General features: G+C 61.1%; 20 protein-coding genes. 8 read left to right on the top strand and 12 right to left on the bottom strand.

Annotated features, from left to right (window positions below):
- Positions 1–111: 111 nt before the first annotated feature.
- The 10 genes from LDN12_RS16670 to LDN12_RS16715 form a co-directional block, all read right to left on the bottom strand.
- Positions 112–555, bottom strand: a complete 444-nt coding sequence (locus LDN12_RS16670; RefSeq protein WP_223923775.1) for a GatB/YqeY domain-containing protein — start codon at positions 553–555, stop codon at positions 112–114.
- 7 nt (positions 556–562) lie between these two features.
- Positions 563–760, bottom strand: coding sequence for a 30S ribosomal protein S21 (rpsU, locus tag LDN12_RS16675; RefSeq protein WP_223923776.1), 198 nt, complete (start codon positions 758–760; stop codon positions 563–565).
- A 307-nt stretch (positions 761–1,067) separates the two neighbouring features.
- Positions 1,068–1,394 carry a phosphoribosyl-ATP diphosphatase gene (locus LDN12_RS16680; RefSeq protein ID WP_223923777.1) on the bottom strand — a complete coding sequence of 109 codons (327 nt, stop codon included), beginning with the start codon at positions 1,392–1,394 and terminating at the stop codon, positions 1,068–1,070.
- Positions 1,391–2,152 (bottom strand): imidazole glycerol phosphate synthase subunit HisF, encoded by a 762-nt coding sequence (gene hisF, locus LDN12_RS16685; protein ID WP_223923778.1) that lies wholly within the window; start codon positions 2,150–2,152, stop codon positions 1,391–1,393. Before hisF ends, LDN12_RS16680 begins: the two co-directional genes overlap by 4 nt.
- A 1-nt stretch (position 2,153) precedes the next feature.
- Positions 2,154–2,885, bottom strand: coding sequence for a 1-(5-phosphoribosyl)-5-[(5-phosphoribosylamino)methylideneamino]imidazole-4-carboxamide isomerase (hisA, locus tag LDN12_RS16690; RefSeq protein ID WP_223923779.1), 732 nt, complete (start codon positions 2,883–2,885; stop codon positions 2,154–2,156).
- A 139-nt stretch (positions 2,886–3,024) separates the two neighbouring features.
- On the bottom strand, positions 3,025–3,651 hold the full coding sequence (hisH, locus tag LDN12_RS16695; RefSeq protein WP_223923780.1) for an imidazole glycerol phosphate synthase subunit HisH: 627 nt from the start codon (positions 3,649–3,651) through the stop codon (positions 3,025–3,027).
- Entirely contained in the window at positions 3,648–5,204 is a 1,557-nt protein-coding gene (locus LDN12_RS16700) for a bacteriohemerythrin (RefSeq protein ID WP_223923781.1), read from the bottom strand. The genes hisH and LDN12_RS16700 overlap by 4 nt, the downstream gene beginning before the upstream one ends.
- A 177-nt stretch (positions 5,205–5,381) precedes the next feature.
- The gene (glyS, locus tag LDN12_RS16705) at positions 5,382–7,445 is read right to left on the bottom strand and encodes a glycine--tRNA ligase subunit beta (RefSeq protein WP_223923782.1); all 2,064 of its coding nucleotides are present in this window, start codon (positions 7,443–7,445) and stop codon (positions 5,382–5,384) included.
- Positions 7,445–8,323 (bottom strand): glycine--tRNA ligase subunit alpha, encoded by an 879-nt coding sequence (glyQ, locus tag LDN12_RS16710; protein WP_223923783.1) that lies wholly within the window; start codon positions 8,321–8,323, stop codon positions 7,445–7,447. Before glyQ ends, glyS begins: the two co-directional genes overlap by 1 nt.
- Before the next feature lie 137 nt (positions 8,324–8,460).
- Positions 8,461–10,446: a proton-conducting transporter membrane subunit gene (locus LDN12_RS16715; RefSeq protein WP_223923784.1), complete on the bottom strand. Its 1,986-nt coding sequence runs from the start codon at positions 10,444–10,446 to the stop codon at positions 8,461–8,463.
- A 449-nt stretch (positions 10,447–10,895) separates the two neighbouring features.
- On the opposite strand from LDN12_RS16715, the gene rho reads away from it, so the two are divergent.
- From rho to prfA, 5 genes are all read left to right on the top strand, one after another.
- Positions 10,896–12,143, top strand: a complete 1,248-nt coding sequence (gene rho, locus LDN12_RS16720) for a transcription termination factor Rho (RefSeq protein ID WP_223923785.1) — start codon at positions 10,896–10,898, stop codon at positions 12,141–12,143.
- 261 nt (positions 12,144–12,404) lie between these two features.
- Positions 12,405–12,605: a 50S ribosomal protein L31 gene (rpmE, locus tag LDN12_RS16725; protein ID WP_223923786.1), complete on the top strand. Its 201-nt coding sequence runs from the start codon at positions 12,405–12,407 to the stop codon at positions 12,603–12,605.
- Positions 12,606–12,821: 216 nt separating this feature from the next.
- A complete protein-coding gene (thyX, locus tag LDN12_RS16730) occupies positions 12,822–13,514 on the top strand; it encodes an FAD-dependent thymidylate synthase (RefSeq protein WP_223923787.1) in 693 nt (230 codons plus the stop codon).
- 199 nt (positions 13,515–13,713) lie between these two features.
- Positions 13,714–14,640: a DUF1385 domain-containing protein gene (locus LDN12_RS16735; protein ID WP_223923788.1), complete on the top strand. Its 927-nt coding sequence runs from the start codon at positions 13,714–13,716 to the stop codon at positions 14,638–14,640.
- 141 nt (positions 14,641–14,781) lie between these two features.
- Positions 14,782–15,849, top strand: coding sequence for a peptide chain release factor 1 (prfA, locus tag LDN12_RS16740; protein ID WP_223923789.1), 1,068 nt, complete (start codon positions 14,782–14,784; stop codon positions 15,847–15,849).
- Between the two features lie 196 nt (positions 15,850–16,045).
- Here prfA and ldhH read toward each other — a convergent pair whose 3' ends face one another.
- On the bottom strand, positions 16,046–18,184 hold the full coding sequence (gene ldhH, locus LDN12_RS16745; RefSeq protein WP_223923790.1) for an L-lactate dehydrogenase (quinone) large subunit LdhH: 2,139 nt from the start codon (positions 18,182–18,184) through the stop codon (positions 16,046–16,048).
- Positions 18,181–18,729, bottom strand: a complete 549-nt coding sequence (locus LDN12_RS16750; RefSeq protein WP_223923791.1) for a lactate utilization protein — start codon at positions 18,727–18,729, stop codon at positions 18,181–18,183. The genes ldhH and LDN12_RS16750 overlap by 4 nt, the downstream gene beginning before the upstream one ends.
- A 354-nt stretch (positions 18,730–19,083) precedes the next feature.
- On the opposite strand from LDN12_RS16750, the gene LDN12_RS16755 reads away from it, so the two are divergent.
- The 3 genes from LDN12_RS16755 to LDN12_RS16765 all read left to right on the top strand — a co-directional run bounded on the left by LDN12_RS16755 (position 19,084) and on the right by LDN12_RS16765 (position 24,220).
- Positions 19,084–21,030 carry an L-lactate permease gene (locus LDN12_RS16755; protein ID WP_223923792.1) on the top strand — a complete coding sequence of 649 codons (1,947 nt, stop codon included), beginning with the start codon at positions 19,084–19,086 and terminating at the stop codon, positions 21,028–21,030.
- A gap of 246 nt (positions 21,031–21,276) precedes the next feature.
- Positions 21,277–22,647, top strand: a complete 1,371-nt coding sequence (locus LDN12_RS16760; protein ID WP_223923793.1) for an FAD-binding oxidoreductase — start codon at positions 21,277–21,279, stop codon at positions 22,645–22,647.
- A 325-nt stretch (positions 22,648–22,972) separates the two neighbouring features.
- A complete protein-coding gene (locus LDN12_RS16765) occupies positions 22,973–24,220 on the top strand; it encodes a (Fe-S)-binding protein (RefSeq protein ID WP_223923794.1) in 1,248 nt (415 codons plus the stop codon).
- Positions 24,221–24,292 lie beyond the last annotated feature (72 nt).

Genomic DNA, 24,292 nt, shown 5'->3' on the forward strand with positions numbered 1-24,292 from the left:
CAGACGTCATTGCACAGGCAATTGTTACACGGAAGGGGCGATCAAAAAGATTGCCCCTTCCGTGTAACAGAATACAGAACTTCGATCACCGGAAACCACCGGCCGACAGTGTCAGGAGAGCTGCTGCCTGACCGTGTCGCTGACGACCTTCCCGTCAGCCCGACCCGCCGTCAGCGGGGTAAGCGCCTTCATGACCCGGCCCATATCCTTGATACCCTGGGCTTCTGTTTCCCGGATGATCCGGGCTACCAGTTCGGCGATTTCGTCGCCGGTCAGCTGTGACGGAAGGAAGCCGAGCAGAACTGCCAGCTCGGCCTCCTCCTTTTCCACCAGATCGGGACGGTTGCCCTCCCCGTAGAGCCGGATCGATTCGCGGCGCTGTTTTGCCATGGACGAGATGACCTCAATGACCCCCTGATCGTCCAACTCCCGCTTCTGCTCGATCTCTCGATTTTTGATCGTGGAGCGGACCATGCGAACAGCCGAAAGGCGCAGGTCATCCCGCGCCTTCATGGCTTGCTTCATCGCAGTATCAAGTTGTTCCTTGAGTGTCATGTTCGTCCTAGTCCACCATCTTGCGTTGTTTCTTGAGGGCGCGCTTACGTGCGGCGATCGCCTTTTTCTTCCGCTTGATACTTGGTTTCTCGTAATGTTCGCGTTTGCGAACCTCGGAGAGAATCCCTGCTTTTTCGCACTGTTTCTTAAATTTCTTCAGGGCGAGTTCGAATGGTTCGCTTTCTTTGATCTTTACTCCCGGCATCCATTATCCCCCCCCTCATTGTGAAGTAGTGTCAAATCCCGATGCGTATGACGCCGTTATGTAAATAAATCCGTAAGAGCGTAATCATAACACTAAATGTTTGATTGTCAATATAAAAGACAATAGAGGGTTGGTATTTGCCTGTGCAAAAGCGCGGCAAAAGTAACGCCAAAAAATCGGCATCTGCCACGGAGACTCAGAGACACAGAGAACGGCAAAGGCAGCACCTCTTTTCAGGGAAGCCTGTTTTTTCTCTGCTTTTTGTTTTTTTCTGTTTCTCTGTGGCAGATTTGAGATTTTACTGATTTCATGCGGGGCGGGAGTTTTTCTCTTCAATGCCCGACATGCCGAAACGCCGGCGCAGTTCGGCGAAGATCTCCTCGGGCGGGATGTCGCAGTATCCCAGAAGCACCAGGAGGTGGAAGACAAGGTCGCTGGTCTCGTAAACGATCTCTTCCCGCTTGCCCCCCTTGGCGGCGATGACCACCTCGGTCGCCTCCTCGCCGATCTTCTTGAGGATTTTGTCGATCCCCTTGTGCATCAGGGAAGCGGTATAGGAGTTCTCCGAGGGATTGTTTTTGCGGTCCAGGATGACCTGATACACCGCCTGGAGGATGTCGTCGCGCTCGTTCATAATCGTACCGCCACCCCTTTATCGTGCAGATATTGTTTGGCTTCGCCGATGGTATACTCCCGATAATGGAAGATGGAGGCCGCCAGGCAGGCCCCGGCTCCCGCCTTCACGAAGCCGTCGTACAGGTGTTCCAGATTTCCGACCCCGCCAGAGGCGATAACCGGGATGGAAACCGCATCCACGATGGCCCGGGTCAACTCCAGATCGTAACCGTCCTTGGTGCCGTCCCGGTCCATGCTGGTGAGGAGGATCTCACCCGATCCGTACTCCTCCATCCTCACGGCCCATTCCACCGCGTCGATGCCGGTCGACGTCCGGCCCCCGTGGGTGTAGACCTCCCAGCGTCGCTCACCCGGCACGCGACGGGCATCGATGGCCACCACGGTGCATTGGGAGCCGAAGCGCTCGGCGGCCTCCTGGACAAATTCCGGCCGCTGTACGGCGGCGGTGTTGATGGAGGTCTTGTCGGCCCCGGCGTTCAGCAGGCGGCGGATATCGTCCACGGTGCGGATGCCACCCCCCACGGTGAGAGGCATGAAGACCCGCTCGGCGGTCCGGCGCACCACGTCGATGATGATGTCGCGCTCGTCGCTGGAGGCGGTGATGTCCAGAAAGGTCAACTCGTCGGCGCCTTGCTGGTCGTACATCGCGGCGATCTCCACCGGGTCTCCGGCGTCCCGCAGTTCCAGAAACTGCACGCCCTTGACGACCCGGCCTCCCTTGACGTCCAGGCAGGGAATAATGCGTTTGGTCAGCATGTCACACGTTTCCTTTGGTCAGGGCGATCGCCTCGGCCAGTTTGATGGCGCCGGTGTACACCGCCTTGCCGGTAATGACGCCGGTAACACCGCTTTTCTCGATGGCCATGAGATTTTCGATATCCTCCAGGCGGGATACCCCGCCCGAGGCGATCACCGGGATGGCGACGGCTTCGGCCAGAGCTCTGGTGGCTTCCAGGTTGGGCCCCTGGAGCATGCCGTCGCGGCTGATATCGGTGTAGATAATGGCCGACACCCCGAACCCCTCGAATTTTCGGGCCAGGTCAGCGGCGCTGATATCGGTCACCTCGGCCCACCCCTGGACCGCCACCATACCGTCTTTGGCATCGATACCCACGACGATTTGGCCGGGGAAACGGGTACAGGCCTCCTTCACCAGATCCGGGTTACGCTGGGCGGCCGTGCCGATGATCACCCGGGACAGCCCCAAGGCCAGGTAGGCTTCGATGGTAGCCAGGTCGCGGATGCCGCCCCCCAGTTGGGCCGGGATGGAGATTGCCCCCAGGATGGCTTCGATGGCCGACTTGTTCTTCGGTTCGCCGGCAAAAGCGCCGTCCAGGTCCACGATGTGCAGCAACTCGGCCCCCTGGCGTTGCCACTCCAGGGCCTGGGCGGCAGGGTCGTCGTTGAAGACCGTATCCTTGTCCATCAGCCCCTGTTCGAGGCGGACGCATTTTCCTTCCTTCAGATCAATGGCGGGTATGACGATCATGGGTACCTTTCTTATAGGCTAAACATCTGCCACAGAGACACAGAGGTTCACAGAGAAAACCATACAAACGGTTTGGTTTTTCTCTCTTGCCTTTCTCCGTGTCTCTGTGTCTCTGTGGCAGATTCAAAGATTCTCGTCTTTAATCCTTCATCGCTGCGAAGTTTTGCAGTATCCGCAATCCCACGTCCTGGGACTTTTCCGGGTGGAACTGGGTGGCGACGATGTTGTCTTTCCATACGGCGGAGCAGAACTGGATGCCGTAGTCGGTGGTGGTGGCGATGACGCCGTCGTCGTCCGGCTTCACGTAGTAGGAGTGCACAAAGTAGACGTTGGCATTGTCGGCAATCCCCTCGAAAGCGGGTGGACGCCGCTTGAAGGAGAGTTGGTTCCAGCCCATCTGCGGCACCTTGAGCTCTTCGCCCTCCTCCTGCATGCCTTCAGGGAAGCGCAGCACATGGCCGGGGATCACCCCAAGGCCGCTGTAGAGACCGAATTCAATGCTGTCGGTGAAGAGCAATTGCATGCCGACGCAAATCCCCAGGAAGGGACGCCCCTGAGCGATGACCGTCAGGATCGGCTCCACAAAGCCGGCTGTCTCCAGATTGCGCATGCAGTCGCGAAATGCGCCAACCCCCGGCAGGACAATCTTGTCGGCCTCCGACACCACGCGGGGGTCGGCGGTGACGACCGCTTCGAAGCCGACCTTTTCGAAACCTTTCTGGACGGAACGGAGGTTGCCCATCCCGTAGTCGATGATCGCTATCATTTTATTCCGCTCGCCGAGAGGTGGGGACCGTACTTCTTGTCGACACCCTTGATGTGGTTAATCAGCCAGTCCTGGAGGAAGGCGATCACGTCCTGGGTCAGGAGCGCCTCACCGGCATTGAATTTCCGTTGCAGGTCCAGCACCTGTTCCACGAGTTTGGTGTGGTGCTGCTTGTGCTGGGTCTCCTCGGGGTAACCGGATTTGCGGAAGGCTTCTTCCTCAGCTCCGAAATGGGATGCGGTGTACTCGATCAGGCGGCCGAGGATCGAGCCTATGGCCTCCTTGCTCCGTTTTTGCTGCATGGCGTCGTGCAATTCGTTGACCATGTCGAACAGCTTCCGATGCTGCTGGTCGAACAGGTTGATCCCGGTAGCGAAGCTCTCGTCCCACTCCAGAACTTTGGCGAGGCGGAAGTGGCCGACGAGTTTGTGCAGTTCATCCACCTGTTCAGCCAGCTTGCCGGTGGCGTCGGTGGTGCTCCGGGCGTTCTCCACGTTGAGGTTGACCACGTCGGTGATCATCTGGATGTTGTTGGTGATCTCATGGGTAGTGGCGGTCTGTTCTTCGGCGGCGGTGGCGATCTGGCTGACCTGCATGGTCAATTCGTTGATCTTGTTGAGGATGTCTTCCAGCGCCTCCCCGGAACGGGCGGTTTCGGCGGTACCGCGCTTCACCTCGCCGACCCCTTCGGACATGGAGCCGACAGCGGTCAGGGTCTCGTCCTGGATGGACTTGATCATGGTGCTGATCTCTTTGGTCGCCTTGGTGGTGCGTTCGGCCAGGGCCCGCACCTCGTCGGCCACCACGGCGAAGCCGCGTCCCTGCTCTCCGGCCCGGGCCGCCTCGATGGCGGCGTTCAGCGCCAGCAGGTTGGTCTGATCTGCGATATCCTGGATGGTGTTGACGATGGCGCCGATCTGGTCCGAGCGTTGTCCCAACCCCTCGACGGTTTTGGACGACTCGTTGACCCGCTGGGCGATGTTGTCCATCAGCCGTGCGCTGTTCTGAACGAGTTGGGCGCCGCTGTGGGTCTGGTCGGTGGCCTTCTGGGCATTCTCGGCGGCAAACAGGCAGTTGCGGGCGATATCCCCCGACGTGGCCGACATCTCCTCGCTGGCGGTGGCAATGGTACCGGCCTGCAGGGCCACATCCTCGGCCGCCAGGGCCATGGAGTTTGTCGTGGAACTTACCAGTTCCACCGAATCGCGGACCAGGTCCGCCACGGAAAAGAACTGCCGCATGGCCTTGTTCATGTCGTTCATCATGCTGTTGAAGGCAACGGCGAGGCGTCCCAACTCGCCATTACCAGCGACGTCCACGCGTACCGAAAGGTCGCCGCCGGCGGCTTTTTCAAGGGCGGCCACCAAGCCGGCCAGCGGTTTGAAGGTGCGGCTGCTGATGACACCGAGGAGCGCCGATGTGGCGGCCAGCATGGCCAGGCCGATGAGGATGTCGATCCATAACTCGTTTCCGGCATTCAGGGTGACCATGGCCGTGACGCCCAGCAGGATTACAAGGGTGTTGCCGATGATGACGCGTACAATGAATGACATGTGGGCAAACTCCTTTGGATGATTGCAGTGTTCAACGCGTATTTACTGGCGACGGTGCCGGTATGGACTGCTCATGGGACCTATGGGACTCATGGGACTCATAGGATTTTTATAGGTCCTATAGGTCTCATTAGTCCTATAGAACCCTATAGTTTTTCCAGAACCTTTCCGAATCAACTAGGCGATACGGGAAAAATCGGCAACCTGTCCGAACATGCGGGCAATGGCCGTCAACAGGGCCAGACGGTTGGCACGCACCCGTTCGTCCTCGGCCATGACCATGACCTTGTCGAAGAAGGTGTCGATGGGACCGCGCAGGGTGGCGATCCCGGTCAGGGCCGCCTGCCATTGGCCGTCGGCAATGCTCCCATCGACAGAGTTTTTCACTGTCTGGAAGGCCTCGTACAGGCCGTTTTCCGCGCTGTCCTGGAACAGGGCCGGATCGACCGGTGCATCCAGGCCTTCCTTGATGATGTTGCCGACTCGCTTGAAGGCCACAGTCAGTGGCTCGAAATCGGGATGGGACTTGAATTTCGCCAGGGACGCGATACGGGCACGGACCTGGACGAGGTCGTCGAAGCCTGCCGACACCGCCGCCTCGATGACGTCGGCGGGATAATCGTTGCCCAACAGGTTAACGAAGCGGCCGCGGAAAAACTCCCTGATCTCGGACATGGCCTGTTCTTTGGGGCGCGTCAGTTTGGCGGCCAGAAGGACCAGCGCCTGATCGATCAGGGCGGTCAGGGACAGGCGGTAGCCTTTGTCCAGGATCGTGGCGATGATGCCGATGGTGGCGCGCCGAAGGGCGTAGGGATCGGCGGCGCCGGTGGGAATCAGGCCAACGCTGAAACAGCCGCAGATCGTATCCAATTTGTCGGCAAGGGAGACGAAAGCGCCAATGTCCGAGGCGGGCAGTTCGCCGCCGGCCTGGGTCGGCAGGTAGTGTTCGGCAATGGCATTGGCCACCGCCTGCTCTTCCCCTTCCAGCAGGGCATATTCACGCCCCATGATCCCCTGGACCTCGGGAAACTCTCCCACCATGCCGCTTACCAAGTCGGCCTTGCAGAGCCATGCGGCGCGCACCGTCTGCCCCGCGACCGCCGGGTTAAGTTTTTCCGCCAGCCCCTGGGCCAGAGCGCGGAAGCGCTCCATCTTCTCATAGGATGTACCCAGTTTTTGCTGGTAGACCACCTTTTTGAGGGCTTCCACCCGGTCGTCCAGCTTGACCTTCTGGTCTTCCTCGAAGAAGAAGCGGGCGTCGGAGAGCCGGGCGCGCAGGACCCGCTCGTTACCCTTGACCACTACCGAGGGGTCGTCGGTCAGGGTGTTGTTAATGGTGATGAAGCCGGGCAACAGCTTGCCGTTGTCGTCCACGATGGAGAAGTAGCGCTGGTGGCTGCGCATGGAAGTGATCAACACCTCCTTGGGCACCTTGAGGAACTCGGGGGAAAAGGTGCCGTGCACGGCGCTGGGGTACTCGGCCAGGAAGACGATCTGGTCCAGCAATTCCTCGTCCGGCAGGAGGTGGCCGCCGGCGGCCTTGGCCACCCGGTGCGTTTCGCGGCGGATGATCTCCTTGCGTTTTTCCGGGTTCGGGATGACGAAATGCCGTTCGCATTCCTCCAGATAGTGGGCAAAGCTGTTCACCGGAAAGGTGGTGTTGGCCATGAAGCGGTGGCCGCGGGACATGGTGCCGCTCTCCACCGTGCCGAAGGAAAAGGGCACGACGATGCCGTCGAACAGAGCCACGATCCAGTGGATCGGCCGGGCAAAGCGCACGTCCAGATCGCCCCAGCGCATGGATTTCTTGAAGGGGATGTCGGCGATCAGTTTCGGCAGGATTTCGGACAAAAGCTCGTGGGTCGGCCGGCCGGTCGCCTTTTTGGTCACCGCCAGGTACTCACCCTTCTCGGTGGTGACGGTCGTAAGTTCCGAGACCTCCACTCCTTGCCCCTTGGCAAAACCTTCAGCCGCCCTGGTCGGTTTGCCAAGGGCGTCGTATGCCGCCTTCACGGAGGGGCCGGTGGCGGTGATCTCGGCGTCCGGCTGTACGGCCGGTATGTCCTTGACCACCAGCGCCAGACGGCGCGGCGTGGCCAGGGTCTGCACCATGCCAAAGGTGAGACGGGCGTTGGTCAACTCCCGGCCGATCATGGCCTCCATCTCGGCCAGAGCCCGGGGAATGAAACCGGCCGGGATCTCTTCGGTGCCGATCTCGAGAAACAGTTCCTTGGTGCTCATCAGGCGGCACCTCCTTTCAGGAGCGGGAATCCGAGACGCTCACGCATGCGCAGGTATTCTTCCGCGCAGATGCGGGCCACGTTACGGACCCGGCCGATGTAGGAGGCGCGCTCGGTAACCGAGATGGCGCCGCGGGCATCCAGCAGGTTAAAGGTGTGGGAGCATTTCATGACAAAGTCGTAGGCCGGCAGGACCAGTTCTTTTGCCGCTAGGCGGATACACTCCTGTTCGTACTTGGTGAACAGTTCCAGAAGGAGCGGCACATCCGCCTCCTCGAAGTTATAGCGGGAAAACTCCACCTCGCTCTCGTGGTGAATGTCGCCGTACTTCACCCCTTTGGTCCACTCCAGATCGTAGACGTTGTCCACACCTTGCAGGTACATGGCGATCCGCTCGCAGCCGTAGGTGATCTCGCCTGAAACCGGTTTGAGGTCGATACCGCCGGCCTGCTGGAAATAGGTGAACTGGGTGATCTCCATGCCGTCCAGCCAGACTTCCCACCCCAGGCCCCAGGCTCCCAGGGTCGGCGACTCCCAGTCGTCCTCCACGAAGCGGATGTCGTGCTTGCTGGGGTCGAGGCCAAAGGCCCGCAGGGAGTCCAGATACAGGTCGAGGATGTTGAGGGGAGAAGGTTTCAGGATCACCTGGAACTGGTAGTAGTGTTGCAGGCGGTTGGGGTTTTCTCCGTAGCGCCCGTCGGTCGGCCGGCGCGAGGGCTCCACGTAGGCCACCTTCCATGGTTCGGGACCCAGGACGCGCAGGAAGGTGGCCGGGTTGAAGGTTCCGGCGCCTTTTTCCGTGTCATAGGGCTGCTGGATGACGCATCCCTGCTTGGCCCAGTAACCTTGCAGGGAGAGGATAAGATCCTGAAATGTCACGATTATGCCTCCAGAAGGGGAAAAGATTAAAAAGAACCGCTAAAATAGCAGGTATAAAGATGTTGGTCAAGGAGGAGCATCAAAACAATCCGGTGCCGTTATGAACACATTCATGTGGAGCCAAATCCGTGCAAGGGTCAATAAAAACAGGATAATGCCAGGGCAACGAGCAATGCTATGAAGATGTAGAGTATGTAGTGGTTCAACTGGCCGTTCTGGAGCCTGCGGATACGGCCCAGGTGCCGGTCCACGGCGCTTAAGAATGGCAGGAGCCCTTTGTCGAGCACCACCTCCGGGATGTGGGACTCGAAACGGCCAGGGCCGGGGAAAAGACTGTTGGTGGCCGGTTCGTGGCGTTCGGGGCGCAGGATTGCGCCGAAGATGCCGACCAGGGTGGCGGCGAGGGATGAAGCGCTGTATTGCATGGAGGTGGTGGGGGCGGCATAGCCGCAGTCCCAGGTGCCCGTCTCCTCCACGGGCTGTGATTTGAGGCGGTTGATATAGAAGGCCGCCAAGAGGCAGATGGCCAGGATCAGGATTGCCGCCGCCATGCTCAGCCCGGCCAGGTTGGCGGTAGTCTGGATCGAGGGGAGGAGCGCGTCCCGTTGCGGGAAGCAGGCGGCGATGACCGGCTCCAGGATTCGGGTAACGCCGAACGGCAGCACCCCGATCAGGAGGCAACAGGCGGCCAGGCAGGCCATGGCGGTGGTTGTGGCCGGGTGCTCGCGGTGGTGCGGCAGGGGGGTCCTGGGCATCCCGAGAAAGACCGTGCCGTAGACCTTGACGAAGCAGGCCAGGGCCAGGCCGCCGGTGAGGGCCAGCGCCGGTACGGCCAGGGCCAGGAAGGCGGCGGTGCTGCCGGGGGAGGTGTCGAACCCCGTGAACATGCCGAGGTAGAGGAGGAATTCGCTGACAAAGCCGTTCAGGGGTGGCAGGCCGCAGATAGCCACACTGCCGGCAAGGAAGGCCGCCGAGGTGACGGGCAGCGCCCGCGCCAATCCCCCCATGCGGTCGATGTTGCGGGTGCCGGTGCCATGCACGACAATGCCGGCCCCCAGGAACAGCAGGGACTTGAACAGGGCGTGGTTGATCACATGCAGCAGGGCGGCCGCCTGGCCGAGGACGAACAGGATGCGGTTGCCGGTGGCAAGGCCGCACAGGGCGACTCCCATGGCCATGACGATGATACCGATGTTCTCGATGCTGTGGTAGGCCAACAGGCGCTTGATATCGTGCTGGCCGATGGCGAAGAGGACCCCGGCGACGGCGGAAACGATCCCCAGGCAGAGGAAGAGCAATCCCCACCAGAGGGGGGGGGAGGCAAAGAAGGAGAGCACCCGGATCAGGCCGTAGATACCCAGTTTGAGAACGATGCCCGACATGAGCGCCGAGATGTTGCTCGGGGCGTTGGCATGGGCTCCGGGGAGCCAGACATGGAGCGGCATGATGCCGGCCTTGATGCCGAAGCCCACAAGAGTGATGGCAAAGATCGCCGTGGCCGGGAGGGTGGTCGGATCGAGCGATCCGGCCGCGGGAAACAGGGACCCGGCGGTACGGGGAAGCAGGGCGACGAGGGCGAACAGGGATATAGTCGTCGCGTGACTGGCCACGAGGTAGTGGAGGCCCGCCCGCAGGACCTCCGGTTTGTTGTGCTCCAGACAGATGGCCAGGAAGGTGCCCAGGGCCATGGCCTCCCAGAAGAGCAGGAGGGTAATGCCGTTGGCGGCGAGGAGCAGCATGACGATGGCTGCCGCGGTCGCGCCGAAATAGAAGGTCAACAACGACTCGCCTCGGTTTTCCGGCGTGGTGGAACAGTAGCCGCAGCCGTAAAGCGAGATGCAGGTGGAGACGATAAACAGGGGGATGAGGAAGAATGCCGAAAGAGGGTCGAGGCGGAAAGCGATCTCCCCCATGGGGAAACGCCACGCCATCTCGCAGGCGCCTCCCCTGGCGCCTGCAAGGAGGACGTTCAGGGCGGCGGCCAGGCCGGCCAGTGCACCGGCAACCATGAGGCCGCACGAGATCCTGCGGCCGGTGAAAAGCGGTATGTGGGGCCACAGAGCCGGGATGCCGGAAACAAGGCAGAACAGGGCTGCGATCAGTGCCAGTTCAAGGGGGCTCATAGTGCGGTAATCCTCGCGCAGAGGGCTTCAGACACGGATAATGAGCTGATTTATAGCGCCCCCCGCGCGTTATGGTCAAGACAATTAACGGAGAAATAAGCGGATTCAAGATTATTTTTTGTTGACAAGGTCGAGAATTTAAGGCTAACGTTTTTATACACCTCAACCAACTTTTCCAAATAAGAAGAAAACTCAGACCTCATTATATATAAACAAATCTCCGTTACGTAAGAAAATTGTGCGAATCTCCGAGCGAATCCTTAGTCAATTTAATGAATCTATTTAATTATGTAGGAAGTTTCCTGCCCTGGCACGTTCCTTCCAAAGCCGCTTTTGAGGTCAATTTTTCCATTGGCGCCAATTACGCATTATGAAAATCCCCGGAACCCATTGAACCCCACATTACCCCACAGCCGCACGCACGTGTCGCGCCACACGCAGGAGAACCGATGAATTTACAGGAACTTAAAGGCAAAAAGATTAACGAGCTCAACGCCATTGCCCGTGATCTCAACATCGAGGGGGCGTCCAGCCTGCGCAAGCAGGACTTGATCTTTGCCATTCTTAACGCCCAGACCGAGCAAAACGGTATGATCTTCGGCGAGGGGGTTCTGGAAACCCTGCAGGACGGTTTCGGCTTTCTGCGTGCCACGGACTACAACTACCTGCCGGGTCCGGACGATATCTACGTCTCTCCCAGCCAGATTCGGCGCTTCAACCTGCGCACCGGCGACACGGTTTCCGGCCAGATCCGCCCCCCCAAGGAGGGGGAGCGCTATTTCGCCCTGCTCAAGGTGGAAACGGTCAACTTCGAACCCCCCGAAGTCGCCCGGGACAAGATCCTGTTCGATAACCTCACCCCGCTCTATCCCGACGAGAAGCTCAAGCTGGAAACCGCCGGCGACAACCTTCCCATGCGGGTCGTGGAACTGGTGGCGCCCATCGGCAAGGGACAGCGTGGCCTGATCGTGGCCCCGCCTCGCACCGGCAAGACCATGCTGATCCAGAACATCGCCAATTCCATCGCCACCAACCACCCCGAGGTGTACCTGATCGTCCTTCTGATCGACGAACGCCCGGAGGAGGTGACCGACATGCAGCGCTCGGTCAACGGCGAAGTGGTCTCCTCCACCTTCGACGAACCGGCCACGCGCCACGTCCAGGTGGCCGAGATGGTTATTGAGAAGGCCAAGCGTCTGGTGGAGCACAAGCGCGACGTGGTCATCCTGCTGGACTCCATTACCCGTCTGGCCCGTGCCTACAACACCGTTATCCCTCCCTCCGGCAAAATCCTGTCCGGCGGCGTGGACTCCAACGCACTGCACAAACCCAAGCGTTTCTTCGGCGCGGCCCGCAATATCGAGGAGGGCGGCTCCCTGACCATCATCGCCACGGCCCTTGTGGACACCGGCAGCAAGATGGACGAGGTCATCTTCGAGGAGTTCAAGGGCACCGGCAACATGGAACTGCACCTGGACCGCAAACTGGTGGAGAAACGCACCTTCCCGGCCATCGACATCAACAAGTCCGGCACCCGCAAGGAAGAATTGCTGATCGAGAAGAGCGCTCTCCACCGCACCTGGATACTGCGCAAGGTTCTGCACCCCATGAACGTGGTGGACAGCATGGAGTTTTTGCTGGACAAACTATCGGAGACCAAGAGCAACCAGGACTTTCTGGACTCCATGAGCAAATAGTTTCCGCCCGGAAAGGGTTCTTTTCCGCCCATGCGGCGTCAATCTTCGAGCTTGCTTCGTGCGGCGTACTGATGTACGCCTCCTTGCAACCCCTCGATTTCCTTGCCTGGACGAAAAAGCTCTCCTTTCCGAATCGGAAACGGGAAAAAAGTGTTGCAAAAATTAATTCGAATCATTACGATTATAGTTTGCGACCGGGCCTCACCGACGACATCCATTTTTATACAGAGACCGAGCAGTATTTATTAGGAGGAAGAGAAGATGAAAGAAGGTATCCACCCAATGTATTCCGAGGTGACCGTGAAGTGCCTGTGCGGCAACACGTTCCTGACCCGCTCCACCAACAAGGAGATCAACACCGAAATCTGCTCCGCATGCCACCCCTTCTTCACCGGCAAGCAGAAGTTGATCGATACCGCCGGTCGCGTCGAGCGCTTCAAGAAACGTTACGGCCAGCTTTAGTCCACCATCGGCTCAATGCATTGAGGGGATCTTGTCGTCAGGCAAATCCCCTTTTTTGTATCCTGGCGTGTCAATGAATCCAGGTTGTTCAAAAATAGTCAGATCGTCGCACCCGCAGAAGGCCCTGAGGAGGCGTAGCAGCGCTACGCCGCACGAAAGGGGCTTCGAGGATGGCGGCGAGATGGCTGTTTTTCAACAATCCATAAGTGGGATACCATGAATGTTACCCTGATCGAACATACTCCCAATCCCGAACTGACCGTAGCCCTGGCGGCCCGGCTCTGCTATTCGCCCTCGTCCATCGGCGAACTGCGGCACAAACTTGAAGCCACGGACATCGAGAAGTTTCTGAACAAGATCATGGCGCTGGGACATTATTCGGTGTTGGAGCACATCTCCTTTACCTTCGGCATGGAGGGGATCTCCCGGGTGACCACCCACCAACTGGTGCGCCACCGCATAGCATCCTTCTCCCAGCAGTCCCAACGCTACGTGTCCCACAAGGATGAGTTCACTTCCATCATGCCGGACAGTATCGCGGAGAATGCCGACGCGCGGCAGATCTTCGCCTTCATGTCCGAGACGGTGCACAAGGCTTACGCCCAGCTGGTGGAAATGGGGATCCCGCCCGAGGACGCCCGCTATATCCTGCCCAACGCCACCGAGACCAAGATCATCATGACCATGAACGCCCGCGAACTGCTGCACTTTTTTGCCTTGCGCTGCTGCCAGCGCGCCCAGTGGGAGATTCGCGAAATGAGCATCGAGATGCTCCGGCTGGTGAAGAAGATCGCCCCGATCATCTTCCGCGAGGCGGGACCGGGCTGCGTGGGAGGACCCTGCCCGGAGGGGCAGTTCTGCTGCGGCCAAACCGCCGAGGTGCGGGGATTCTTCGCCACGCTGGAATAATGGTAAAATCTTAAAATCTGCCACAGAGACACAGAGACTCAGAGGTACACAGAGAAAGGCGAAAGGCAGGAGACACTCTGCTTTTCTTTGCATCTTTGTGGCCCTGTGGCAAAGCGGAATCTTTAACTTCCGTTATGTTTTTCAAGGTGTTCTCTGTGTCTCTGTGTCTCCGTGGCAGATTTGTTTTAGGAAAGGTTCTATGGAAAAGATAAATGTAGGCGGCCAAGCGGTTATTGAAGGCGTCATGATGCGCGCGCCCCGTTCCATGGCCATAGCCGTGCGCCGTCCCGACGGCGAGATCGTGGTCAAGCGGGAGTTGGTCGTGCCGCTCTCCGAACGGTACCCGGTGGTCAAACTCCCCATCGTGCGCGGCGCGGTGGCCCTGTTCAGCTCGCTGATCATCGGCATCAAGGCGCTCAACTTCTCCGCCAACGAGGCCATGACCGAGGAGGAGAAGGAGGGGGACAAGGACAAGGGGAAAGGGGAACTTTCCTCGTGGGCCATGGCCGGCACCATGGCCGTGGCCTTCGGCTTCGGCATCTGCCTGTTCTTCCTGCTCCCGCTCTACCTGACCAAGCTGATGACGCCGTACATCGGCACCAACAACATCGTCTTCAACCTGGTGGACGGTGTGATCCGGGTGGCGGTCTTTCTGATCTACATCTGGGGCATCTCCCGCATGGGCGACATCCAGCGGGTCTTCCAGTATCACGGCGCCGAGCATAAGTCGATCTTCGCCTTCGAGGCCGGCGAGGAATTGAACGTGGAGAACGTGCGCCGCTACAGCCGCCTGCACCCCCGCTGCGGCACCAGTTTCCTCCTGATCGTCATGCTGGTGAGCATCGCCGTGTTCTCCCTCATCCCCAAGCTGTGGCCCTTTTACCTCAAGGCCGGTTCGCGTGTCGTGCTGCTGCCGCTCATCGCCGGCATCTCCTACGAGTTCCTCAAGTGGAGCGCCAAGAACGACGGCCACCCCCTGGTGAAGATGATCATCACCCCCGGACTGGCCCTGCAGCGCCTGACCACCCGCGAGCCGGACGACCAGCAGTTGGAAGTGGCCATCCGCTCCATGAATGAGGCTCTGGAAGAAAATGCCGGGTACTCGGACGACCGCCTGGTTGTGTAAGCTGAAATTAAAACCTGCCACAGAGACACAGAGACACGGAGAACGTCAAAGGCGTGCCACGCCGTCTGGTTTTACCTCTCCAGCTTTTCTCTGTGTCTCTGTGTCTCCGTGGCAGATGTAAGAATCTAAGAGGTTTTGAATATGTTCGACAAGATAGAAGAGCTTGAGCGGCGCTACCAGGAAGTGGAAGCGCTGCTGTCCGACCCCACGGTCATCTCCAATCAGCCGGAGTTCCGCAAGCTCTCCCGGGAACATGCCGACCTGAGCCAGCTGGTGGCGGCCTACCGCCGCTGGCGCAAGGTGCTGGAGGAGATCGAGGAGAACCGGGAGCTGTTGTCCGACGCGGACATGAAGGAGATGGCCGAGGAGGAGTTGAAGAGCCTGGAGGCGGAAAAGGAACAATTGGAGGCCGATATCCAACTGCTTCTGCTGCCCAAGGACCCCAACGACAACAAGAGCGTCATCCTGGAGATCCGGGCCGGGACCGGCGGCGACGAGTCCGCCCTGTTCGCCGGGGATCTGTTCCGCATGTATTCACGCTTTGCCGACACCAACCGCTGGAAGGTGGAGACCATCTCGGCCTCCGAATCGGAGCGGGGCGGCTTCAAGGAAATCATCGCCTCCGTGGAAGGCGAGGGGGTCTTTGCCAAGCTCAAGTACGAGTCCGGCACCCACCGGGTGCAGCGCGTGCCCGAGACCGAGGCCCAGGGGCGCATCCACACCAGCGCCTGCACCGTGGCGATCATGCCCGAGGCAGAGGACGTGGACATCGACATTCGGCCCGATGACCTGAAGATCGACGTCTACCGTTCTTCCGGCGCGGGCGGGCAGCACGTCAACACCACCGACTCTGCGGTGCGCATCACCCACCTCCCCACCGGCACGGTGGTGGCCTGCCAGGAGGAACGCAGCCAGATCAAGAACCGGGCCAAGGCCATGAAGGTCCTGAAGACCCGCATCCTGGACACCATCCTCCAGGAACAGAGCGCCAAACTGGCCGCCGACCGCAAGCAGCAGGTCGGTTCCGGCGACCGTAGCGAGCGCATCCGCACCTACAACTTCCCCCAGGGGCGCATGACCGACCACCGTATCGGCCTGACCCTCTACCGCCTGGATTCCATCATGGCGGGGGACATCGCCGAGATCGCCGACGCCCTGCGCGCCCATTACCAGATGGAAGCGCTGAAAGCACAAAGCGAAGGGAATTGATTCCCTTCGCTCCACACCTTCCCACCTTACGTTTTCTTACGGTTTTTGCCGCATGATGTTACGTTTTGTTACGGTCTGCCCCGTAACATCGGGACCGTTTGTCCCGGAGCCACGGAGAACGTCGAAAGACAAAAAACTTCCACGGGTTTTGTCCCTTTAACTTTTCTCCCCGTCTCTGCGGCAGCTGTCCAGGATGCTACCCCTTCACCAGATCCGCCAATAACTCCACCGTGTGCTTCACCTGCACCTCCGCCGTGTCCTGGTCGAACCCGCCCCTGATCTGCATGACGCAGCCGGGGCAGTCCATGGCTACGACGGGCGCGCCGGTCTCCTTGATGTTGTGCAGCTTTCTTTTCAGGATCGGCGCCGAGATCTCCGGCAGCTTCATGGAGTAGGAGCCGCCCATGCCGCAGCACATGTCGCACTCGAACATCTCCTTCACCTCGTAGCCCGCCCCGCGCAGCAGTTCCCGCGGCGGCTCCGTGGCCCGCAGGGTCCGTTTCAGGTGGCAGGAGTCGTGGTAGGTGATCGCGCCGAGTTCCTGCCCTTCCTTCAGCGTGAGCCGCCCTTCGTCCACCAGTTTCTTCACCAGGGTGGAGAAATCCATGGTCTTTGCGGCCAGCTCCCGTGCCTTGGGGAGTAACTCCCGCCGGCCCACGCTCTCCAGGGTATCCATGAACTCGTGGGCCAGGGCCACGGTGCAGGTGGGGCAGGCGGAGACCACGTACTCCGCCCGGTCCGCCAGCAGGGCCTGGATGTTGTCCACGGCGTTTTTGGCCGCCACCTCGTAGGCCCCGCTGTACCGGGCCGGGGCGCCGCAGCAGGTCTGCTTCTCCGGGAACGCGACCCGGATGCCGGCCTTGTTCAGGATCTTGATCAACGCCTCCCCCATCTCCGGGTAGGCGAAGTCGATCAGGCAGCCGGCAAAGAAGACGGCTGTCTCCCGGCAGCCGGCGGGCTGTTCGATCTTGTGGAACCGGTCCCGGAACGGCTCCGCGGCAATGGCCGGGAGGCTGCGGCCGTCGGTCAGGTCCGACAGGAACAGGGGGAGGTGGCGGATGAAGCCGCCCGAACTGAACGGCTTGCCCGCGACGGAGGCGGCCCGCAGCATGCCGTGGAAGAGCGAGCGGTTGTTGACGATGCCGAAGATCGCCTTCTGGGCCAGGGGCTGCCCCTTTTCGATCACCAGACGCCGCCTGATCTCCATGATCATCTCCGGGATGTCCAGCTTGCCGGGGCAGACCTCCTTGCAGTTGCCGCACTGGATGCACAGCCCCTGGATGTCCTCGGAGTTCTGCAACTCCTCGAACCAGGCGGTGAGGATGGTGCCGATGCCGCCGGTGTAGATGCTGCCGAAGACGTGGCCCCCCACCAGGCGGAAGATGGGGCAGACGTTCAGGCACGAACCGCAGCGGATGCACTGGAGCGCCTGCTTGAACTTGGGGTCGCGGGCCATCTCGCTCCGGCGGTTGTCCATGAGGACGATGTGCAACTCCTTCAGGCCGCCGTCGGTGGCCGGCGTGGGGCCGGTGATGATGGAGACGTAGCTCGTCAGCAGTTGGGCCGTGGCGCTGCGGGGCAGGGCCGTCAGGATCGGCACGGTGTCGTCGAATTTCTCCACCAGCTTTTCGATGCCCACCAGGGCCACGTGGACCTTGGGCAGGGTGGTGACCAGCCGGGCGTTCCCCTCGTTGGTGACGATCACGATGCTGCCGGTCTCGGCCACGGCGATGTTCGCCCCCGAGATCCCCATGTCGGCGGCGAGGAACTTGGAGCGCAGCTCCCGGCGGGCCACCTTGACCAGGCGCGGGATGTCGTTCTCCAGACGTTCGTCCACCTCCTTGCTGAAAAGGTCGGCCACCTCCTCCTTGGTCATGTGGATGGCCGGCATGACCATGTGGGAGGGCTTCTGTCCCGCAAGCTGGATGATCCACTCCCCCAGGTCGGTCTCCCCCACCGCGATGCCCGCCTTTTCCAGGCAGGCGTTGAGGTGGATCTCCTCCGTGGCCATGGACTTGGACTTGACCACGCTTTTCACGTTATTGTCGCGGGCCACCTTCAGGATGTATTCCTTTACCTCTTCCGGGTCGTCGGTGCGGAAGACCCTGGCGCCCAGGGCCTCGGCGTTTTGGGCGAAGGTGTCCGCCAAAAGCTCCAGGTTGGCGGCGGCATGGGCCTTGCGCTCGGCAATGGTGCTCCGCAGGGCCTCGAAGTCGATCCCCTCGTAGGCCTTGGCCCGGTTGACCTTGTAGGCCTCGGAGAATTTCCCCAACGCGCCGGTGAGGGTGGCGTTCCCCACGGCCCTCTCTATGGATTCCCTGAATTCCTTTTTCATCGGGTCGCCCCTCCCATGTCATCCACGCAGACGACGACGAGCCGTTCCGGCCCGTGAACGCCGATGGTCAGCACCCGCTCGATGTCGGCGGTCCGGCTCGGCCCGGTGATAAAGGCGATGTAGCGGCTGGTCCGGGGGTCGATCCTGGTCAAAAGGGCGGTTTTGTCGGGGAGGATGCCGCCGGTGGGGACGATGGCGATGTGGATATCGGTCAGGGAGGAGGCGAGGCGCTGTTCCACGGAGGTCTGGTCCTGCACCAGGGAGCCGGTATCGGCCAGCCCCCACTCGGCCTGGGTGATGCCGATGCGGGCGTCGGCCGCCGTGTCGCGGTCGAGGTCGAACCGCAGCCCGGCGTCCGTGAGCGGCTTGGTGTCCATGCCGTTCAGGAACGGGCTGTCGGCCCAGACGGCGCAGGCGTGCGGGTCGCCGGCAACGCCTTCCTCCCGCAGGAACGACAGGATGAATGCCAGCGCCGCTTCCCGGTCCCCGAAGCGGTGGACCTCCGCGCCGACCCCCTCCGCCTTGGCCTTGAATTGCTCGTACATCGTTTCCGTCTCCTTCAGTGCCGTTATCCGCCGCACCCGGTGGAAAATTGTTTTAGAGCCATGCCGATGCCCGTGTCGCCGCAGGGCGTCGGACGATGCCGGACCCACCTGTAAATTTGTAAAACCACATTACATATAAACGTAATGCATCTTAACAACGCTTGTCAACAGGCTTTGTGCGCACCTGCAAAAAATTATTGACAAGGTTGTTGAAAAAATATAATTGGTAATACAAGTTTACAAAACCTGATTTTATTTTTCCGCTCACACGTGAAGATCCAGGACAGGCGGATCATGTAATGGCATTCAACTGACGTTTGCATACTACCCGAGTACGGAAAGGAGTATCTTGTCATGCCCTGGATTCAAAACTACACCCCGGTCGCAGGCAGTCTCGGGATGTCGGCCCTGATGGCCGCCGTCCCCCTTATCATCATCTTCGTCTGTCTGGCCGTCCTGAAGATGAAGGCCCACATCGCCGGTCCCCTGGCCGTGGCCTCGGCCATCGCCATCGCCATCGGCGTCTGGGGCATGCCGGCCAAGCTGGCCGGACTGGCCACGCTTCAGGGGGTCGGCTTCGGACTGTTCCCGGTGTTCTACATCGTCGTGACCACCATCCTGCTCTACAACATAACCGTCAAGGGGGGGCAGTTCGAGATCATCCGGGCATCCCTTGCCGGCCTCACCGGTGACCGGCGCCTTCAGGCGCTCCTCATCGCCTTTTGCTTCGGCGCCTTCATCGAAGGGGCCGCCGGTTTCGGAACCCCGGTCGCCATTGCCGGCGCCACGCTGGTCGGTTTGGGCTTCCGCCCCTTCTACGCGGCGAGCGTCTGCCTGATCGCAAACACCGCGCCGGTCGCCTTCGGCGCCATCGGTATCCCCGTCGTGGCCCTGGCCGGCGTCATGGGCTACACCGACGACGGCATGAAGCTCTCCAAGATGATCGCCCATCAACTGCCGCTGGTGTCGGCTTTTATCCCATTCTATGTTATCATTATCATGGTCGGCTGGAAGAAGACCATGGAAGTGCTGCCGGCGGTCATCGTGTGCGGACTGACCTTCGCCGTGGCCCAGTGGGGATGCGCGAGCTATCTGGGACCCTATCTTCCCGACATCATCGCCTCCCTCTCGTCCATCGTCGCCATGGTCATCCTGCTCAAGTTCTGGCATCCGAAAGAGACCTGGACCTTCGACCACGAACCCGAGTTCGCGGGAAAGGAAAGCCACAGCTATACCGGGGCGCAGGTCGCGCGCGCCTGGGCTCCCTACCTTGCCCTCACGGTCATGGTCCTTATCTGGGGCATTCCCTCCATCAAGCCGGCCCTCAACAAAAGCGCGATCCTGATCCCCGTGGACGGCCTGGATAACGCCATCGTGAAAAAGGTGTCCAAGCCCGAGGACGGGATAAGGAAAGCGGCGGCCGTAACCGACGAGATCGGCAAGCAACTTCCGCTTCTGTCGGCCGCCGATCCGAAGCAGGCCGCCGTGGCCTCGGCCCTGGCCGACCTCAAGGGTTTGGAAGACAAAATCGTCCCCATAGAGCAGGGGATGGCGGGGCAGGGCGCCGTGCTCACCCCGGAAAGAACCGCCGCCTTCGACGCGCTTGCCAAGAAACAAAAGGATGTCCAGAAGCTGGTCAAGGAACTGGTGACGGCGAAGGTCGTGACAAAGGATCAGTTCAAGCCTCTGGACAAGGCCCTTGCGGACCAGTTGCCCGCACGGATCGCCGCCAAATTCAATTTTAACTTCCTGTCCGCGGCCGGCACCTCGATCCTGATTGCCGCCCTGCTCTCCGCCATCATCTGCGGGGTGGGCATCGCCGAGTTCTTCCAGGTCCTGGGGAAGACCCTGTACGACATGCGTTTCCCGGCCGTTACCGTCGGCTCGGTCGTCGGTCTCGCCTTTGTCATGAACGCCTCGGGCATGACCACGAGCATGGGCCTGGCCTTTACCACGGCCGGTCACTTCTTTCCGTTCCTGGCCCCGTTCCTCGGCATGCTGGGGGTCTTCCTGACCGGCTCCGACACCTCCAGCAACGTCCTGTTCGGCGGCATGCAGAAGGTAACCGCCGAACAGCTCGGGTTGAATCCGCTGCTCACCGGCGCGGCGAACACCAGCGGCGGGGTCATGGGCAAGATGATCTCTCCCCAGTCCATTGCCGTCGCCTGCGCCGCAACGGGCCTGGTGGGGGAAGAGGGGAACCTGTTCCGCTTCACCCTGAAACATGCCCTGTTCCTGACGACCATCATGGGGATCATCGTCTATCTCCAGGCGTATGTTTTTACCTGGATGATACCTTGAGGCTGGGGTTGAGTTAAGGGGGGTGCGGGGTGGTTAAGGGGTTTGGGTGGTGATTAAGGGGGTTGGGTTTTTATGGGACTTATGGGACCAATGGGACTTATGGGACCAATGGGACTTATGGGAAAGCAATAGGACCTATGGGACCTATAAGTCCCATGAGTCCTATAAGTCCCATGCAGTCCCATAATTCCCATAATTCCCATAAGTCCCATCGGTTCCAATTCCCATAATTCCAAAGAGGTTACCATGCAACAATCCTTCATCAAAGAACTGCAAACGATCGTCGGCGACCGGTACGCCCTGACCGACCGGGAATCCCTGGCGGTGTACGGCTACGATTCCACGCCCGAACTGGAGAGCAGGCCGGGGGTGGTCCTGTTGCCCGGCACTACCGAAGAGGTGGCCCGGATCATGCGCCTCTGCCACGAGGCCGGGGTCTGCGTGACGCCCCGCGGCTCGGGCACCAACCTGTCGGGCGGCTCCCTGTCGGCCGGCGGGGTGGTGGTGCAGACCAGCCGCATGAACGCTATCGTGGAGGTGGATGAGGAAAACCTGACCGCCACGGTGGAACCGGGGGTGATCACCAGCGCCCTGCACCGCGAGGTGGAGGGGCGCGGCCTGTTCTATCCGCCCGATCCGGGGAGCATGAACATCTCCACCATGGGGGGCAACGTGGCCGAGAACTCGGGCGGGCTGCGCGGCCTCAAGTACGGGGTGACGGCGGATTACGTCATGGGTCTCACCACGGTCCTGGCGGACGGAGAGGTGTTGCGCACCGGCGGCAAGGTCGTCAAGGACGTGGCCGGCTACAGCCTGAACCCGCTCCTGGTCTCCTCCGAGGGGACCCTGGGGTTCTTCACCTCCATCACGGTCAAGCTGATCCCCAAGCCCCGGACCAAGACCACCATGCTGGCCCATTTTCCCGAGCTGCACCAGGCGGCCCTGGCGGTGTCGGCCATCATCGCCGCCAAGGTCATCCCGGCCACCCTGGAGTTCCTGGACAAGGTAACCATCAAATGCGTGGAGGATTACGCCCACGTGGGGCTGCCCCTGGACGTGGAGGCGGTCCTGCTGATCGAGGTGGACGGCCACCCCGCCGTGGTGGCCGAGGAGGCCGCGGCCGTGGAGGCGATCTGCAAGCGCCACCGCTGTTCCTTCTTCCAGACCGCCAGGGATGCGGAGGAGGCGCTCAAGCTGGCCACGGCGCGGCGCACCGCCCTGTCGGCCCTGGCCCGGGTCAAGCCGACCACCATCCTGGAGGATGCCACCGTGCCGCGCAGCTGCGTCGCGCCCATGCTCACGGTGATCCAGGAGGCGGCCCGCAAGTACAACGTCACCATCGGCACCTTCGGCCACGCCGGGGACGGCAACCTGCACCCCACCTGCCTGACCGACGAGCGGGACCAGGACGAGATCGCCCGGGCCCACGCCGCCTTCGACGAGATCTTCGACGCCGCCATCGCCATGGGGGGCACCATCACCGGCGAACACGGGGTGGGGCTGGCCAAGAAGCGGTATCTGCCGCGGCTGGTGGGGGAATCGGGGATTCGCGTCATGCGGGGGATCAAAAACGCCTTCGATCCCAAAGGAATCTTGAATCCTGGTAAGGTATTCTGACGTAGTACGGGCGAGGATTTTGCGCGATCTCTGCGTTGCCCTTCGGAAACTCGTTGTGCGGCGTAGCGCTGCTACGCCTCCGCCGGTTTCCTCGGGCGCCTTGACCTCGCACAAACTTCTCGCCCGATAGGCAACCAATGTTCTGATACTTATGCGTGGATTTTGTCTTTTTACGCTTGACCTGCCGGTTGTGGAGTTCCGGGTTCTGGCAAGGCGGACAAGGAGGCCCGCGGAGGCGTAGCAGCGCTACGCCGCACGAGAGGCCTCCGCCGGCCAACGCCGCCAGGTTCCGGAAATCCGCAACCGTCCCCATAGAGGTAAATTAATGGACTACGTAAAGCTGATCAACTGCATGCGCTGCGGCATGTGCCTCCCCGCCTGCCCGACCTATAAGGAAACCTTCCTGGAGACCGCCTCGCCCCGTGGGCGGGTGGCGCTGATCCGCAAGCTTCAGGAAGGGGAGCTGGACCAGTCCGAGCGCCTTCTGGAATACCTCTCCCTCTGCCTGGACTGCCAGGCGTGCGCCTCGGCCTGCCCCTGCGGGGTGAATGCCGGCGAACTGGTGGCGGAGTTCACCTGCGAGCGCAAGGGAGGGGAGGGGCTCTCCTTCATGGAAGACCTGATCCTGCGCCGGCTGGTCCCCCATCCCGACCGCCTGGAGGCGTCCATGGTCCCCATGCGCCTCTACCAGCGCACCGGCCTGCAAAAACTGGTGCGCAAGCTGGGGGTCCTGAAGCTGTTCCCGGAGACCCTGGGACGCATGGAAGGGCTGCTCCCGGATCTGCCGGCCCGGCCGCTGCGCCAGGCCATCGACGAGGTCACGCCGGCCCGTGGGGAAGAGCGGGGGACCGTGGCCTTCTTCCTGGGGTGCGTCATGAGCCTGATCTTCAGCGAGGCGAGCCGGGCCACCGTGCGGCTGCTGTCCGAGCTCGGCTACCGGGTCGTCACCCCCCGCAACCAGGTCTGCTGCGGCGCGCCCAACATGCTCTCCGGCGATATGGAGGGCCTGAAGGAGGCGGTCCGCGCCAACGTGGCCGTCTTCGGCGGGATCGAGGCGGATTTCATCGTCACCGACTGCGGCGGCTGCGGGGCCGAATTGAAGCACTACGGCCATCACCTGAAAGGGGACCCGGAGGCGGCGGCCTTCAGCGCCAAGGTGCGGGACATCTCCCAGGTCCTGGCGCTGCACGCCGAAGAGCTGCGCGCCAAACTCAAGCCGCTCCCGGAGACGGTCACCTACCATGACCCGTGCCACATCGCCCACTGCCAGGGCATCCGCCGGGAACCGCGGGACCTGCTCCGGCTGATTCCGGGGCTGGAATACCGCGAGCTGGAAGCGGCCGACGCCTGCTGCGGCAGCGCCGGCACCTACAATATCGCCAAGCCGGAGATGGCCGACCGCATCCTGACCCGCAAGATCGACACCATCCGGGCGACCGGCGCACAGCTGCTGGTGACCGGGAATCCCGGCTGCCTGCTGCAACTGAAGAAGGGACTGGCGGAGCAGTTGCCCCAGGTGAAGATCGCGCACGTGACGGAGATCCTGGCGCGCAGCCTGGATGGCGAAGCATGAACCGACAAGGTTGCAAACCTGTGTGATCTGTAGTAGATAGAAGGGGTGCCGTATACGGTTCCCCTTTTGTAA

The organism is Geobacter sp. AOG2, assembly GCF_019972295.1.
Lineage (GTDB): Bacteria > Desulfobacterota > Desulfuromonadia > Geobacterales > Pseudopelobacteraceae > Oryzomonas.